Origin of the sequence: Escherichia sp. 10290 (assembly GCF_030295155.1) — a bacterium.
In the GTDB taxonomy this organism is placed as follows: Bacteria; Pseudomonadota; Gammaproteobacteria; order Enterobacterales; family Enterobacteriaceae; genus Escherichia; species Escherichia coli_F.
In genome coordinates this window covers 4,597,337-4,612,019 of sequence record NZ_AP025741.1, presented here as the reverse complement: position 1 = coordinate 4,612,019, position 14,683 = coordinate 4,597,337, and the positions used below count along the sequence as shown (strand labels likewise).

At 51.1% G+C, this 14,683-nt stretch carries 15 protein-coding genes and 1 other annotated feature; of the genes, 10 read left to right on the top strand and 5 right to left on the bottom strand.

Annotated features, from left to right (window positions below; translation table 11 throughout):
* Positions 1–333 carry a YceK/YidQ family lipoprotein gene (locus QUE74_RS23140; RefSeq protein WP_001313407.1) on the bottom strand — a complete coding sequence of 111 codons (333 nt, stop codon included), beginning with the start codon at positions 331–333 and terminating at the stop codon, positions 1–3.
* 239 nt (positions 334–572) lie between these two features.
* Positions 573–645, top strand: a sequence feature (ROSE (Repression Of Heat Shock gene Expression) occurs in the 5'-region of heat shock genes and acts as an RNA thermometer to modulate expression.).
* Here QUE74_RS23140 and ibpA point away from each other — a divergent pair.
* The 3 genes from ibpA to QUE74_RS23125 all read left to right on the top strand — a co-directional run bounded on the left by ibpA (position 639) and on the right by QUE74_RS23125 (position 3,449).
* Positions 639–1,052, top strand: coding sequence for a small heat shock chaperone IbpA (gene ibpA, locus QUE74_RS23135; protein WP_001243437.1), 414 nt, complete (start codon positions 639–641; stop codon positions 1,050–1,052). Its footprint overlaps the feature before it by 7 nt.
* Positions 1,053–1,163: 111 nt before the next feature.
* Complete coding sequence (ibpB, locus tag QUE74_RS23130; RefSeq protein ID WP_001243426.1) at positions 1,164–1,592, top strand: small heat shock chaperone IbpB; 429 nt, start codon at positions 1,164–1,166, stop codon at positions 1,590–1,592.
* 195 nt (positions 1,593–1,787) lie between these two features.
* The gene (locus tag QUE74_RS23125; RefSeq protein WP_001279763.1) at positions 1,788–3,449 is read left to right on the top strand and encodes a putative transporter; all 1,662 of its coding nucleotides are present in this window, start codon (positions 1,788–1,790) and stop codon (positions 3,447–3,449) included.
* Here QUE74_RS23125 and QUE74_RS23120 read toward each other — a convergent pair.
* Positions 3,446–4,162 (bottom strand): GntR family transcriptional regulator, encoded by a 717-nt coding sequence (locus tag QUE74_RS23120; RefSeq protein ID WP_001300779.1) that lies wholly within the window; start codon positions 4,160–4,162, stop codon positions 3,446–3,448. The genes QUE74_RS23125 and QUE74_RS23120 overlap by 4 nt on opposite strands.
* A gap of 295 nt (positions 4,163–4,457) precedes the next feature.
* On the opposite strand from QUE74_RS23120, the gene QUE74_RS23115 reads away from it, so the two are divergent.
* Together QUE74_RS23115 and QUE74_RS23110 are read left to right on the top strand one after the other, a co-directional pair.
* Positions 4,458–6,074 carry a PTS sugar transporter subunit IIB gene (locus tag QUE74_RS23115; RefSeq protein ID WP_000951108.1) on the top strand — a complete coding sequence of 539 codons (1,617 nt, stop codon included), beginning with the start codon at positions 4,458–4,460 and terminating at the stop codon, positions 6,072–6,074.
* The gene (locus tag QUE74_RS23110; protein ID WP_000160120.1) at positions 6,074–7,396 is read left to right on the top strand and encodes a 6-phospho-alpha-glucosidase; all 1,323 of its coding nucleotides are present in this window, start codon (positions 6,074–6,076) and stop codon (positions 7,394–7,396) included. The genes QUE74_RS23115 and QUE74_RS23110 overlap by 1 nt, the downstream gene beginning before the upstream one ends.
* Here QUE74_RS23110 and QUE74_RS23105 read toward each other — a convergent pair.
* The gene (locus QUE74_RS23105) at positions 7,393–8,286 is read right to left on the bottom strand and encodes a helix-turn-helix transcriptional regulator (RefSeq protein WP_001355059.1); all 894 of its coding nucleotides are present in this window, start codon (positions 8,284–8,286) and stop codon (positions 7,393–7,395) included. The two genes, QUE74_RS23110 and QUE74_RS23105, sit on opposite strands and share 4 nt — an antisense overlap.
* 166 nt (positions 8,287–8,452) lie before the next feature.
* Here QUE74_RS23105 and QUE74_RS23100 point away from each other — a divergent pair, with 166 nt between their 5' ends.
* Positions 8,453–10,168 carry a solute:sodium symporter family transporter gene (locus QUE74_RS23100; protein ID WP_001087155.1) on the top strand — a complete coding sequence of 572 codons (1,716 nt, stop codon included), beginning with the start codon at positions 8,453–8,455 and terminating at the stop codon, positions 10,166–10,168.
* On the top strand, positions 10,165–11,658 hold the full coding sequence (locus QUE74_RS23095; protein WP_000828522.1) for a sulfatase-like hydrolase/transferase: 1,494 nt from the start codon (positions 10,165–10,167) through the stop codon (positions 11,656–11,658). The genes QUE74_RS23100 and QUE74_RS23095 overlap by 4 nt, the downstream gene beginning before the upstream one ends.
* A 48-nt stretch (positions 11,659–11,706) precedes the next feature.
* Here QUE74_RS23095 and yidI read toward each other — a convergent pair whose 3' ends face one another.
* The gene (gene yidI, locus QUE74_RS23090; protein ID WP_000511296.1) at positions 11,707–12,156 is read right to left on the bottom strand and encodes an inner membrane protein YidI; all 450 of its coding nucleotides are present in this window, start codon (positions 12,154–12,156) and stop codon (positions 11,707–11,709) included.
* 107 nt (positions 12,157–12,263) lie between these two features.
* Here yidI and QUE74_RS23085 point away from each other — a divergent pair, with 107 nt between their 5' ends.
* Genes QUE74_RS23085 through QUE74_RS23075 form a run of 3 tightly spaced genes read left to right on the top strand, consistent with a single transcriptional unit; the run spans position 12,264 to position 13,457 of the window.
* On the top strand, positions 12,264–12,611 hold the full coding sequence (locus QUE74_RS23085; RefSeq protein WP_000703959.1) for a YidH family protein: 348 nt from the start codon (positions 12,264–12,266) through the stop codon (positions 12,609–12,611).
* The gene (locus tag QUE74_RS23080; protein ID WP_001113432.1) at positions 12,601–12,963 is read left to right on the top strand and encodes a DUF202 domain-containing protein; all 363 of its coding nucleotides are present in this window, start codon (positions 12,601–12,603) and stop codon (positions 12,961–12,963) included. The genes QUE74_RS23085 and QUE74_RS23080 overlap by 11 nt, the downstream gene beginning before the upstream one ends.
* Positions 12,960–13,457, top strand: a complete 498-nt coding sequence (locus QUE74_RS23075; protein ID WP_000148071.1) for a radical SAM protein — start codon at positions 12,960–12,962, stop codon at positions 13,455–13,457. The genes QUE74_RS23080 and QUE74_RS23075 overlap by 4 nt, the downstream gene beginning before the upstream one ends.
* Positions 13,458–13,464: 7 nt before the next feature.
* On the opposite strand, the gene emrD is transcribed toward QUE74_RS23075, so the two are convergent.
* Positions 13,465–14,649, bottom strand: a complete 1,185-nt coding sequence (emrD, locus tag QUE74_RS23070; RefSeq protein ID WP_286331872.1) for a multidrug efflux MFS transporter EmrD — start codon at positions 14,647–14,649, stop codon at positions 13,465–13,467.
* Positions 14,650–14,683 lie beyond the last annotated feature (34 nt).

Here is a 14,683-nt window from a genome sequence, read left to right as displayed (position 1 = left end):
TCAGTTATCAGGCATTCTGGCCGGTGGAATAACCGCATTGGTGGCTTGCGCGTTGGCTTCGCTTTTTTCAACGCGTGAGCGCACCGAGCTGTCTTTGCGGAATACATCCCACGGCAGTAAAAGCGTATCCATCACAGCGGTAAACGGCATATCGAGAATCGCCAACGACTTAGTGCCCCAGTTGGTTTCATCGTCGCCAATCATGGTGGCGCTGGCGCGGGTGCCGGGATACGTTCCTTCTTTTCCTCCGGTATGGGACATCACGCTGGAGCATCCTCCGAGTAATGCCATTCCGCTGCATATCATGAACGCTAACAACACATTTCTTATCATAATAAATTCATCTGTTGATCGTGGGTGTTGGCCTGATGAGTTATAGCGATCCCTTGCTGAAAATAACATCATCATTACGTCGCACTGTGGCGGCTATCGCACTTTAACGTTTCGTGCTGCCCCCTCAGTCTATGCAATAGACCATAAACTGCAAAAAAAAGTCCGCTGATAAGGCTTGAAAAGTGCATTTCCAGACCCATTTTTACATCGTAGCCGATGAGGACGCGCCTGATGGGTGTTCTGGCTACCTGACCTGTCCATTGTGGAAGGTCTTATATTCTCGCTGATTTCAGGAGCTATTGATTATGCGTAACTTTGATTTATCCCCGCTTTACCGTTCTGCTATTGGATTTGACCGTTTGTTTAACCACTTAGAAAACAACCAGAGCCAGAGTAATGGCGGCTACCCTCCGTATAACGTTGAACTGGTAGACGAAAACCATTACCGCATTGCTATCGCTGTGGCTGGTTTTGCTGAGAGCGAACTGGAAATTACCGCCCAGGATAATCTGCTGGTGGTGAAAGGTGCTCATGCCGACGAACAAAAAGAGCGCACCTATCTGTACCAGGGCATCGCTGAACGCAACTTTGAACGTAAATTCCAGTTAGCTGAGAACATTCATGTTCGTGGCGCTAACCTGGTGAATGGTCTGCTGTATATCGATCTCGAACGTGTGATTCCGGAAGCGAAAAAACCGCGCCGTATCGAAATCAACTGATTCCCTAAGGCCGCCTGGCGCGGCCTGATATCTCCATGCTCGCCGTCAGGGAGCATATGCGAATCTTCGGATTTGCAGGTACTTACTCGCTTCTTAGAAGGAGAAATGACTATGCGTAACTTCGATTTATCCCCACTGATGCGTCAATGGATCGGTTTTGACAAACTGGCCAACGCACTGCAAAACGCCGGTGAAAGCCAGAGCTTCCCGCCGTACAACATTGAGAAAAGCGACGATAACCACTACCGCATTACCCTTGCGCTGGCAGGTTTTCGTCAGGAAGATTTAGATATTCAACTGGAAGGTACGCGCCTGAGCGTAAAAGGCACGCCGGAGCAGCCAAAAGAAGAGAAAAAATGGCTGCATCAAGGGCTTATGAATCAGCCATTTAGCCTGAGCTTTACGCTGGCTGAAAATATGGAAGTCTCTGGTGCAACCTTCGTAAACGGTTTACTGCATATTGATTTAATTCGTAATGAGCCTGAACCCATCGCAGCGCAGCGTATCGCTATCAGCGAACGTCCCGCGTTAAATAGCTAACTAGCTATTCTCTTTGCCCCACCATTCTGGTGGGGCTTTTTTTGTCTTTCTTACTCAACAAAGCGTTAAATTTCGCCTGTTTAAGATATTTCGGCACGTTCTTTCCCGTGATAATGTGCGTTATAAGGCAAATCTGCTTCACCGATTCAGCCATAATCCGTAGCAATTAAAATGTTATCTCAAGAGAAATGGACGATGAGTGATATAGCATTAACGGTCAGTATTCTGGCTTTGGTGGCAGTCGTCGGTTTGTTTATCGGCAACGTCAAATTTCGCGGCATAGGATTAGGTATTGGCGGCGTGCTGTTTGGTGGGATCATCGTCGGCCATTTTGTTTCTCAGGCGGGGATGACATTAAGTAGCGATATGCTGCATGTTATTCAGGAATTTGGCCTGATCCTGTTCGTTTATACCATCGGTATTCAGGTGGGGCCGGGCTTCTTTGCCTCATTGCGCGTCTCCGGATTACGTCTCAACCTGTTTGCTGTTCTGATCGTCATCATCGGTGGTCTGGTTACCGCCATCCTGCATAAACTGTTTGATATTCCACTGCCGGTAGTACTGGGGATTTTCTCCGGTGCGGTAACCAATACGCCAGCACTGGGGGCAGGGCAGCAGATCTTGCGCGACCTGGGTACACCAATGGAAATGGTCGATCAGATGGGGATGAGTTACGCGATGGCGTATCCATTCGGCATTTGCGGGATCTTGTTCACCATGTGGATGTTGCGGGTTATTTTCCGCGTCAATGTCGAGACAGAAGCCCAGCAGCACGAGTCTTCACGCACCAATGGCGGCGCGCTGATCAGGACTATCAATATTCGCGTTGAGAACCCTAACCTGCATGACTTAGCCATTAAAGATGTACCGATTCTCAACGGGGACAAAATTATCTGTTCGCGTCTGAAACGAGAAGAAACCCTAAAAGTACCTTCGCCTGATACCATTATCCAACTGGGCGATTTGCTGCATCTGGTGGGGCAGCCAGCGGATTTACATAATGCGCAACTGGTGATTGGTCAGGAGGTCGATACCTCGCTGTCCACGAAAGGCACTGATTTACGCGTCGAGCGTGTGGTGGTCACCAATGAAAACGTGCTTGGTAAGCGTATTCGCGATCTGCACTTTAAAGAACGCTATGACGTTGTTATCTCGCGTCTGAACCGTGCCGGGGTCGAACTGGTCGCCAGTGGTGATATCAGCCTGCAGTTCGGCGATATCCTCAACCTGGTGGGGCGTCCGTCCGCAATTGATGCCGTTGCCAATGTGCTGGGGAATGCGCAGCAGAAACTGCAACAGGTTCAGATGCTGCCGGTGTTTATTGGTATCGGGCTTGGCGTATTGTTAGGTTCTATTCCCGTCTTTGTGCCGGGATTCCCGGCGGCGTTGAAACTGGGACTGGCGGGCGGCCCGCTGATTATGGCGTTGATCCTCGGGCGTATCGGCAGTATCGGTAAGCTGTACTGGTTTATGCCGCCAAGCGCCAACCTCGCGCTGCGGGAGCTGGGGATCGTACTGTTCCTCTCGGTAGTGGGGCTGAAATCCGGTGGGGATTTTGTAAATACCCTGGTCAATGGCGAAGGGCTAAGCTGGATTGGATATGGTGCCCTGATCACCGCCGTTCCGCTGATTACTGTTGGTATTCTGGCGCGGATGTTAGCCAAAATGAATTACCTGACCATGTGCGGAATGCTGGCTGGCTCCATGACCGATCCTCCGGCGCTGGCATTTGCTAATAATCTTCATCCAACCAGCGGTGCGGCGGCACTCTCTTATGCCACTGTCTATCCGTTGGTGATGTTCCTGCGCATTATCACCCCACAATTACTGGCGGTGCTCTTTTGGAGTATCGGTTAACTCTTTTCCGGGTGGAGTCGCCGTAAATGGTACTCCACCTGGTATTCACTGGCATTTCTGAACATCACTGAATAATTCAAAAACTCACCGCTCTCACTATATGACAACGAGGTGATCCGCAGCAGTGGTGTGTGTTCCGCTACCTTCATTTGCCGCGCCAGCAGTCTATCGGCGAGAACCGGCGTCAGGCTTTCATAATTACCGCCAATAAGAATCCCGCACTCTTGTTCAATATATTCAAACTTCGACCCTTCCAGATGTTGCAGCGAAAGGTTGCGGAACAGTTTTACCGGCATATAGCTATCTTCCAGCATCAGCGGTTTCCCTTCCACAAAACGAACGCGACGGGAGAAGTAGATCTGCTCGTTGATTTGAATCCGTAATTGGCTGGCAATGGCCGGAGGCGCAGGCATGATTTCAAATATTAGCACCTGGCTGGTGACTGTTTTCCCCTGGCGTTTTAACACCTCCACCAGCCCGGTCAGGCTGGCAGTTTGATGCAGTACATCTTTGCGCACCAGATAAGTACCGCTGCCGTGGCGGCGGACCACCAACCCCCACGCCACCAGCAGGTCAATGGCTTTACGGATGGTCATCCGTGATACCGCAAACTCTTCCGCCAGCTTTTTTTCACCGGGAAGAAGACTGTTTAGCGTGAAATCCGCGGAGTTAAGTCGAATTCTTAACCGCTCCGCAATGCTTTTGTAGATCATCTCTAGATCTCTTTTTTGCCTGCAAGCCCGGGTAAAGCGCCCACAAATTTCGATTAATCCGTTGAAAAAGCATCTTTTTTTTAGTGATGTGTTCGATGCTGTGTACCCGTGTTCACAGATGTCTACTTTTTCGCGAAAACGTAGATCTCTACCGCTCAACGAAAAGCATGAAAGCGATCACGAATCCCACTGGGTCGTCATGTTCTGCCGATAGCATCTTCCTATCCTCGCTCCAGGCCTGCCGCATAACCAATCAGGCTTCCTACTTACAGAATTGAGAAAAGAGGATGTGGAAATGCTCAGTCAAATTCAACGCTTTGGCGGCGCGATGTTCACGCCAGTGCTGCTGTTTCCCTTCGCCGGGATTGTGGTGGGTCTTGCCATTTTGCTGCAAAACCCGATGTTTGTCGGGGAATCACTGACCGATCCGAACAGTTTATTCGCGCAAATCGTACACATCATTGAAGAGGGCGGTTGGACGGTATTCCGTAATATGCCGCTGATTTTTGCTGTCGGTTTACCCATTGGCCTTGCTAAGCAAGCGCAGGGGCGTGCTTGTCTGGCGGTGATGGTGAGTTTCCTGACCTGGAACTATTTCATCAACGCGATGGGAATGACCTGGGGAAGCTACTTCGGCGTCGATTTCTCTCAGGACGCAGTGGCAGGTAGCGGGCTGACCATGATGGCCGGAATTAAAACCCTCGATACCAGCATTATCGGCGCGATTATCATTTCTGGCATTGTGACGGCGCTGCATAACCGTCTGTTCGATAAAAAACTGCCGGTTTTTCTCGGCATTTTTCAGGGGACATCTTATGTGGTGATTATCGCCTTCCTGGTGATGATCCCATGCGCGTGGCTGACATTGCTCGGCTGGCCAAAAGTACAAATGGGGATTGAATCTCTGCAAGCGTTCCTGCGTTCGGCGGGTGCGCTTGGGGTCTGGGTTTACACCTTCCTCGAACGCATTCTGATCCCAACCGGTTTACACCACTTCATCTACGGACCGTTTATCTTTGGTCCGGCAGCTGTTGAGGGCGGCATTCAGATGTACTGGGCGCAGCATCTGCAAGAGTTCAGTCTGAGCGCCGAGCCGCTGAAATCGTTGTTCCCGGAAGGCGGTTTTGCCCTGCACGGCAACTCAAAAATCTTTGGTGCCGTGGGCATTTCTTTAGCGATGTACTTCACCGCTGCACCGGAAAATCGGGTAAAAGTGGCGGGCTTGCTGATCCCCGCAACCTTAACCGCCATGCTGGTGGGAATTACCGAACCGCTGGAATTTACCTTCCTGTTCATTTCACCGTTGCTGTTTGCGGTACATGCTGTGCTGGCAGCTTCAATGTCGACTGTGATGTATCTCTTTGGTGTGGTGGGCAACATGGGCGGTGGTCTGATAGACCAGGTTTTACCGCAAAACTGGATCCCGATGTTCAGCAACCACGCGGATATGATGCTGACCCAAATCGCCATTGGGTTGTGCTTTACCCTCTTGTACTTCGTTGTCTTCCGCACCCTGATTCTGCAATTCAACATGTGCACACCGGGGCGTGAAGATGCGGAGGTGAAGCTCTACTCGAAAGCCGAATACAAAGCCTCGCGAGGCCAAACTACCGCTGCAGAGCCCAAAAAAGAGCTGGAGCAGGCTGCCGGCATCCTGCAAGCCCTGGGCGGGGTGGGCAATATCTCCAGCATCAACAATTGCGCGACGCGTCTACGTATTGCACTGCATGACATGTCACAAACACTGGATGACGAAGTCTTTAAAAAGCTGGGAGCGCATGGCGTCTTCCGTAGTGGTGATGCCATTCAGGTGATCATTGGTTTGCATGTTTCCCAGCTGCGTGAACAGCTCGATAGCTTAATTAATTCTCATCAATTAGCAGAAAAAGTTGCCATTACGGAGGCAGTATAATGACCAAATTCTCAGTGGTTGTCGCAGGCGGTGGAAGCACCTTTACGCCAGGCATCGTGTTGATGTTATTGGCGAATCAGGATCGTTTCCCGCTTCGCGCACTGAAATTTTATGATAACGATGGCGCACGGCAGGAAGTGATTGCCGAAGCCTGTAAAGTTATTCTTAAAGAGAAAGCGCCGGAGATTGAGTTTAGCTACACCACCGATCCTGAAGTGGCGTTCAGCGACGTTGATTTTGTCATGGCGCACATTCGTGTCGGCAAATATCCGATGCGCGAACTGGATGAAAAAATACCGCTGCGCCACGGCGTTGTCGGTCAGGAAACTTGCGGACCCGGCGGAATAGCGTACGGCATGCGGTCTATCGGTGGCGTCCTGGAACTGGTGGATTATATGGAAAAATATTCACCAAATGCCTGGATGCTCAACTACTCCAACCCGGCAGCAATTGTGGCAGAAGCCACACGTCGTCTGCGCCCGAACGCGAAAATCCTCAACATCTGTGACATGCCAATCGGTATTGAAAGTCGGATGGCGCAAATTGTTGGGCTGCAAGATCGCAAACAGATGCGCGTGCGCTACTACGGCCTGAACCACTTTGGCTGGTGGACATCAATTGAAGATTTGCAGGGCAACGACCTGATGCCCCAGCTGCGGCAATATGTCTCTAAGCACGGTTATGTTCCACCGCAGCAAGATACACATACTGAAGCGAGCTGGAACGACACCTATGCAAAAGCGCGGGATGTCCAGGCACTGGATCCGGATACATTGCCGAACACCTATCTGAAATATTATCTCTTCCCGGATTATGTCGTTCAGCATTCCAACCCTGAACATACCCGCGCGAATGAGGTGATGGAACATCGCGAGAAACAGGTTTTCGATGCTTGCCGCGCCATTACGGCGGCAGGAAATTCGGCGGCGGGCAAGCTGGAAATTGACGAACATGCGTCATACATCGTCGATCTGGCAGCGGCAATCGCCTTTAACACTCAGGAGCGGATGTTGCTGATTGTGCCTAACAATGGGGCAATTCATAACTTTGATGATGAAGCGATGGTCGAGATCCCGTGTCTGGTCGGGCACAACGGACCAGAACCACTGGTGGTCGGCGATATCCCGCAGTTTCAGAAAGGGTTAATGAGTCAGCAAGTGGCGGTGGAAAAACTGGTCGTGGACGCCTGGGAACAGCGTTCATATCAGCACCTGTGGCAGGCGATTACCCTGTCGAAAACGGTACCGAGCGCCTCGGTCGCCAAAGCTATTCTGGATGAGTTGCTGGAGGCCAACAAAGCGTACTGGCCAGAGTTACGTTAATTGTGTGGACTGGCATCCGTTGGGTGCTGGTCCGTATTCTTCAGCACCGCTGACGGCGCATAACCAAATTTATGTTTAAAGGCTTTGCTGAAATGAAAGGAGTCGAAGAAGTTGAGCGTATCAGCGACTTCGCCAACCGAGTTACCTTGTTGCTTTAATAGCGATAGCGCCAGATCCAGACGTGCATCGAGGTAATATTCTTTCGGCGTCTTGCCGGTATAGCGTAAAAACAGACGACGCAACCAGGCTTCGCTACAGGGGATCGTGGCAGCCATTTCAGCTACGCTCCAGCGTTGTTGCAGACTGGCATGTAAAGTGGCAATTAGTTTTTCAATTTGCCGCCGTTGTGGATCTTTTTTACCGTCTGAGTACATAAGACAAATCCACTGATAAATAATTTTCGTCAGAAAAGCGACTGCCAGATTATTTTTTATTGCTTCTGGTGAAGTAATTAATTCAGCAACTTCGGTGAGTTCCTGATTATAAACTTCGCCATTATAAATAACGCTTTGCTGACCGACGGGAATATCCATCATACTGGTGGGGGTAAATTCCATCCAGTACTGTTCCCAGACTAAACCTTCACAGTGATAAGAGTGAATATCCATTGGCTTTAAAAATATAATACAGTTGCCATGCAGTGTTATTTGTTCCCCATTCTTTAAAATAATTTTCCCACATCCTTGTACGGTATACACCGCTACCCATGAGTTGGCGATAAGCGGTTTCTTCTTGTCCCGCGGCCAGATCACCCGATAATGCTCGTCGGCGTAGGTATGCCAGAGCGAGATCAGAGAAATTCCGCTGGAGATCACATTTTCGTTAATCAATAAGGGAATATTGTACGGAGTTTCGTTTTTTACATCCGAACTTTGCAATTTTCCATTCATTTTAATATCCCTCCGGCGAATTATGCTCACAACCTGAACTTAACAGAAAACAATCCGTTCAGGGATACGACGTTTGTATTTTAAGAATCTGACTGCCTGACCCGACGCATTTTACCTCTCCCTATATTCATGCGTCCGGGACATAAACATAAATAAGGGCTATGAGATGAATTCGTTACAAATCTTGAGTTTTGTCGGTTTTACGCTGCTGGTGGCGGTCATCACCTGGTGGAAGGTCCGCAAAACAGATACCGGATCGCAACAAGGCTATTTTCTTGCCGGACGTTCACTAAAAGCGCCGGTTATTGCCGCTTCGTTAATGTTAACCAACCTTTCCACGGAACAACTGGTTGGACTTTCCGGGCAGGCCTACAAAAGCGGCATGTCGGTGATGGGCTGGGAAGTCACTTCTGCGGTGACGCTGATCTTCCTCGCGCTAATCTTTTTACCGCGCTATCTGAAGCGTGGCATTGCCACCATCCCCGATTTCCTGGAGGAACGTTATGATAAAACGACGCGTATTATCATCGACTTCTGCTTCCTCATTGCCACCGGTGTCTGCTTTCTGCCGATTGTTCTCTACTCCGGCGCGTTGGCGCTCAACAGCCTGTTTCACGTCGGGGAATCGTTACAAATTTCTCACGGTGCGGCTATCTGGCTGCTGGTGATCTTGCTTGGCCTGGCGGGAATTTTGTATGCGGTGATCGGCGGACTGCGCGCGATGGCGGTGGCGGACTCCATTAACGGTATTGGGCTGGTTATCGGCGGCTTGATGGTGCCGGTGTTTGGCCTGATCGCGATGGGCAAGGGCAGCTTTATGCAGGGCATTGAGCAACTCACCACCGTTCACGCCGAGAAATTAAACTCAGTCGGCGGTCCAACCGATCCCTTGCCAATTGGTGCGGCATTTACCGGTTTGATTCTGGTTAACACCTTTTACTGGTGTACAAATCAGGGCATCGTGCAACGCACGCTGGCGTCAAAAAGTTTGGCGGAAGGGCAAAAAGGGGCGCTGTTAACGGCGGTGCTGAAAATGCTCGACCCGCTGGTATTGGTGCTGCCAGGGTTGATAGCGTTTCATCTGTATCAGGATTTACCGAAAGCTGATATGGCTTATCCGACGCTGGTCAATAACGTTCTGCCAGTGCCACTGGTAGGTTTTTTCGGCGCGGTGTTATTTGGTGCGGTGATCAGTACTTTCAACGGCTTTCTGAATAGCGCCAGTACGTTATTCAGTATGGGCATTTACCGACGCATCATTAACCAAAATGCCGAGCCGCAGCAACTGGTTACCGTCGGGCGCAAATTTGGTTTCTTTATCGCCATTGTTTCGGTGCTGGTCGCGCCGTGGATCGCCAACGCGCCGCAGGGGCTGTATAGCTGGATGAAACAGCTCAACGGTATTTACAACGTGCCGCTGGTTACCATCATCATTATGGGCTTTTTCTTCCCCCGCATTCCGGCGCTGGCGGCAAAAGTGGCGATGGGGATTGGCATAATCAGCTACATCACCATCAACTATCTGGTGAAGTTCGACTTCCATTTCCTCTATGTGCTGGCCTGTACGTTCTGTATCAACGTGGTAGTGATGCTGGTGATCGGTTTTATCAAACCGCGCGCCACGCCGTTCACTTTCAAAGATGCGTTTGCGGTGGACATGAAGCCGTGGAAAAACGTCAAGATCGCGTCAATTGGCATCTTGTTCGCGATGATTGGCGTCTATGCCGGGCTGGCTGAATTCGGCGGCTACGGTACGCGCTGGTTGGCGATACTCAGTTATTTCATCGCTGCCGTAGTGATTGTCTACCTGATTTTTGACAGCTGGCGGCATCGTCACGACCCAGCCGTAACCTTTACTCCCGACGCGAAGGATAGCCTATGAAACGCCCCAATTTTCTGTTCATCATGACCGATACCCAGGCCACCAATATGGTCGGTTGCTATAGCGGTAAGCCGCTGAATACGCAAAATATTGATAGTCTGGCGGCGGAAAGTATTCGCTTTAATTCTGCCTATACCTGTTCACCGGTTTGTACACCAGCGCGCGCCGGGCTGTTTACCGGTATCTACGCTAACCAGTCCGGCCCGTGGACCAATAACGTCGCGCCGGGCAAAAACATCTCCACTATGGGACGCTACTTTAAGGATGCGGGCTATCACACCTGTTACATTGGCAAATGGCATCTCGACGGTCATGACTATTTCGGCACTGGCGAGTGTCCGCCGGAGTGGGACGCTGATTACTGGTTCGATGGGGCGAACTACCTTAGCGAACTGACGGAAAAAGAGATCAGCCTGTGGCGCAATGGCCTAAACAGTGTTGAGGATTTACAGGCGAACCAGATCGACGAAACCTTCACCTGGGCGCACCGCATCAGCAATCGGGCGGTAGATTTTCTGCAACAGCCCGCGCGCGCCGAGGAACCCTTCCTGATGGTGGTTTCGTATGATGAGCCGCATCACCCGTTCACCTGTCCGGTGGAGTATTTAGAGAAATACGCTGATTTTTACTACGAACTTGGCGAGAAATCACAGGATGACCTGGCGAACAAACCGGAACATCACCGCTTATGGGCGCAGGCGATGCCATCGCCAGTCGGTGATGACGGGCTTTATCACCATCCGCTCTATTTTGCCTGCAATGACTTTGTTGATGACCAAATCGGACGGGTCATCAACGCATTAACGCCAGAGCAGCGTGAAAGTACGTGGGTCATTTATACCTCCGATCACGGCGAAATGATGGGCGCACATAAGCTGATCAGTAAAGGAGCCGCGATGTATGACGACATCACCCGTATTCCGCTGATCATCCGTTCACCGCAAGGGGAGCGGCGACAGGTCGATACACCTGTCAGCCATATTGACTTACTGCCGACAATGATGGCGCTGGCAGATATTGAAAAACCAGACATCCTGCCAGGGGAAAATATCCTTGCCGTGAAAGAGCCACGCGGCGTAATGGTGGAATTTAACCGCTACGAGATTGAGCATGACAGCTTTGGCGGTTTTATTCCGGTGCGTTGCTGGGTGACGGATGACTTTAAACTGGTGCTAAACCTCTTCACCAGTGATGAACTTTACGATCGCCGTAACGACCCAAATGAAATGCATAACCTGATCGATGATATCCGTTTTGCCGACGTTCGCCGCAAAATGCATGACGCCTTGCTGGATTACATGGACAAAATTCGCGATCCGTTCCGCAGTTACCAATGGAGTCTGCGTCCGTGGCGTAAAGATGCGCAACCGCGCTGGATGGGGGCGTTCCGTCCACGCCCACAGGATGGCTATTCGCCGGTAGTACGCGACTATGACACCGGCCTGCCAACACAAGGGGTGAAGGTGGAAGAGAAAAAACAGAAGTTTTGACGACAATGCCCGTTGGCGATAACCCAGCGGGCAAAATATTCAGGCTGCTTAAATCAGCGAACCGCCGGTCAGGAAGGAAAAGATAAGGAATATCAGCAAAATGCTGCACACGATGCCGATACCAAAAAGCAAGGTATGGAAAGCCAGCGTCCCGCCGCCAAAAACCAGCGCGCCGCGAATGCCCCAGCGATTTTCCTTACGCATACCGCCAACAAATGCGCAAAGTAGCGCAGCAATGGCCAGTGCGATACCGCTTTGATCGAGGATTTTATCGACATCTACATCCTCTTTTTTCTCCACGGTGGTAATTTTTTCGCCTTTTATTCCGGCGAGAAGACCTCTTTTAATTTCAGCCGTTTTGTCCGCCACGATGCTTTCAAGCGTTGGCGGTGGTGCGGAAAAAGGGCCGAATGAAAAGTGGATAATCCCCATCATTAAAGCGATGGCACCGAACAGCATGCCCAATGAACTGATTTTATTTTGCGCTATGATACCCATCTGACCTCCTTGTAGCGGATGGCAAAAGCATATCAGGAAACGGGCGGACGAAATTCTTAAAAAAACCGCTAAAGGTAGAGCGTTAGTGAAATTGCAAAGGAGCAACAATGAAAATTTCCCGCCTCGGAGAAGCGCCCGATTACCGCTTCTCGCTGGCTAATGAGCGTACTTTTTTGGCGTGGATCCGTACTGCACTAGGATTTCTGGCGGCGGGGGTTGGGCTTGATCAACTTGCGCCAGATTTCGCCACGCCCGTCATTCGCGAACTGCTGGCGTTGTTGTTGTGTCTGTTTTCCGGCGGGTTAGCGATGTATGGCTACTTGCGCTGGTTACGCAATGAAAAAGCGATGCGTCTGAAAGAGGACCTGCCCTATACCAACAGCTTATTAATCATCAGCTTAATATTGATGGTCGTGGCGGTGATCGTTATGGGACTGGTGTTGTATGCCGGATAGCCGCAAAGCCAGACGCATTGCCGACCCAGGGCTGCAGCCGGAGCGTACATCACTGGCGTGGTTTCGTACCATGCTGGGCTACGGTGCGTTGATGGCGTTGGCTATCAAACACAACTGGCACCAGGCGGGCATGTTATTCTGGATTTCGATTGGCATCCTCGCCATCGTGGCGCTGATCCTCTGGCACTACACCCGTAATCGCAATTTAATGGATGTCACGAATAGCGATTTTTCCCAATTTCACGTAGTCCGTGACAAATTTTTGATCTCCCTCGCGGTGTTATCTCTCGCAATACTGTTTGCTGTAACGCATATACATCAACTTATCGTATTTATTGAGAGAGTCGCATGACAGGAAGTCAGGTCATTGATGCTGAAGAGGACAGGCATAAACTGGTTGTAGAGTATAAGGATGCTCTGCAACCTGCCGATTTTTATTACAATTTCAAACAGCGGGGCATCCGCTCCGTACAGCTTATTCCCCATCTTGAATTTGATGACCGGGGCGATCTGACGGCCGCTTCGGTGACGGCAGAGCTGTGGGGGAAATTTTTAATTGCCCTGTTCGAGTGTTGGGTACGGGCAGATATCAGTCGTATCTCGATTGAGCTTTTTGACGCCACCCTACAAAAATGGTGTGGCAGCGAAAACCCGCAACCGGGCCGTGGCTGCCAGGCGTGCGACTGGCATCGGCTGTGCCCGCACGCTCGGGAGGAGACGCCAGACAACGTGCTTTGTGCGGGCTATCAGGCGTTTTATTCTTACTCCGCGCCGCATATGCGGGTGATGCGTGATCTGATAAAGCAGCATCGTTCTCCCATGGAGCTGATGACGATGCTGCGGTGACGTGAGCTTAAACGGGCTGCCCCTGATGCGACATCCGCGTCGCCAGCGGTAGCCAGCACAGCACGATCAACAATCCCATTAAGGTCATCAACAACCCCAGGCTGCCCTGACCGGTTTGCGGCAACATCGCAGAGAGCGACGCAAGCACGCCGGAACCAATGTTTTGCAGACCGCCGACCAGCGCGCCCGCGGTGCCCGCCAGGAAGGGGAACGGTTCCATTGCGCCGCTGGTCGCCAGCGGAAACAGCATCCCGGCACCGAAAAAGAACAGCGCGGCAGGAACAAGCAATGTCCAGACATTCATCACGCCAAACCAGTCGGGGATCCACATCAGCAAGCCAGCCAGCAGGCAGCAGATAACCGACTGCCACATCAACGTCGGGAATCGTTTATTAGGACGCCCGGCAAACCATGCTCCAAAAAATGCCGCCGGAATCGGCAGAATAAACAAAATACTGACCGTCATACTGCTCAGCCCTAATACCGCACCCATCAGCACGCCGGAGCAGGCTTCAAAGGCGGCAATCCCGGCCAGACCGCCGATCAGCATCAGCAAATAACAGTTAAAACCGCTGTTACCGAAAAGTGTTTTATAACTGGTAAGCAGGCGCGTGCGCGGTGCATCTACCGGACGCGTTTCCGGCATCCAGCGCGCCATACTGAAGGTCACACCGGCACAAAGTACCAACAGGAAGAGATAACAGGCGCGCCAGTTCCACATCGTATCCAGCAGACCGCCGATTAACGGTGCGAGCAACGGACTGACGAGAATCCCCATATTTAACAGGCTGTTAGCATGACGCAACTGTGTCCGTTCATATAAATCACGCGGCAATGTACGCGCCATCACGCCGCCTACGCCGGTGCCCATCCCCTGCATCGCGCTGGCGGCAATCAACACCGTCAAACTGGAGGTCGTGACCGCGACCAGCGTTGCCAGCATAAAAATGGACATTCCGACGAGGATCACCGGTCGGCGACCCACACGGTCGGATATCGGGCCATAAAACAGCTGCGAGACACCGTAAGTCAGCAGATAAGCGCCCATTACGCTTTGCACCGCCCCTTCACGAACGTTGAGATCGCGCGCTATATCGGCAATAGCTGGAATATAAATAGTTTGCGCCATCTGACCGACGGCCACGAGTAATACCAACATCAATAACAAATTGACGTTTCTATGCCTTTTCATTATCACGGATGCTTTTATAAAAATAATTAGAATA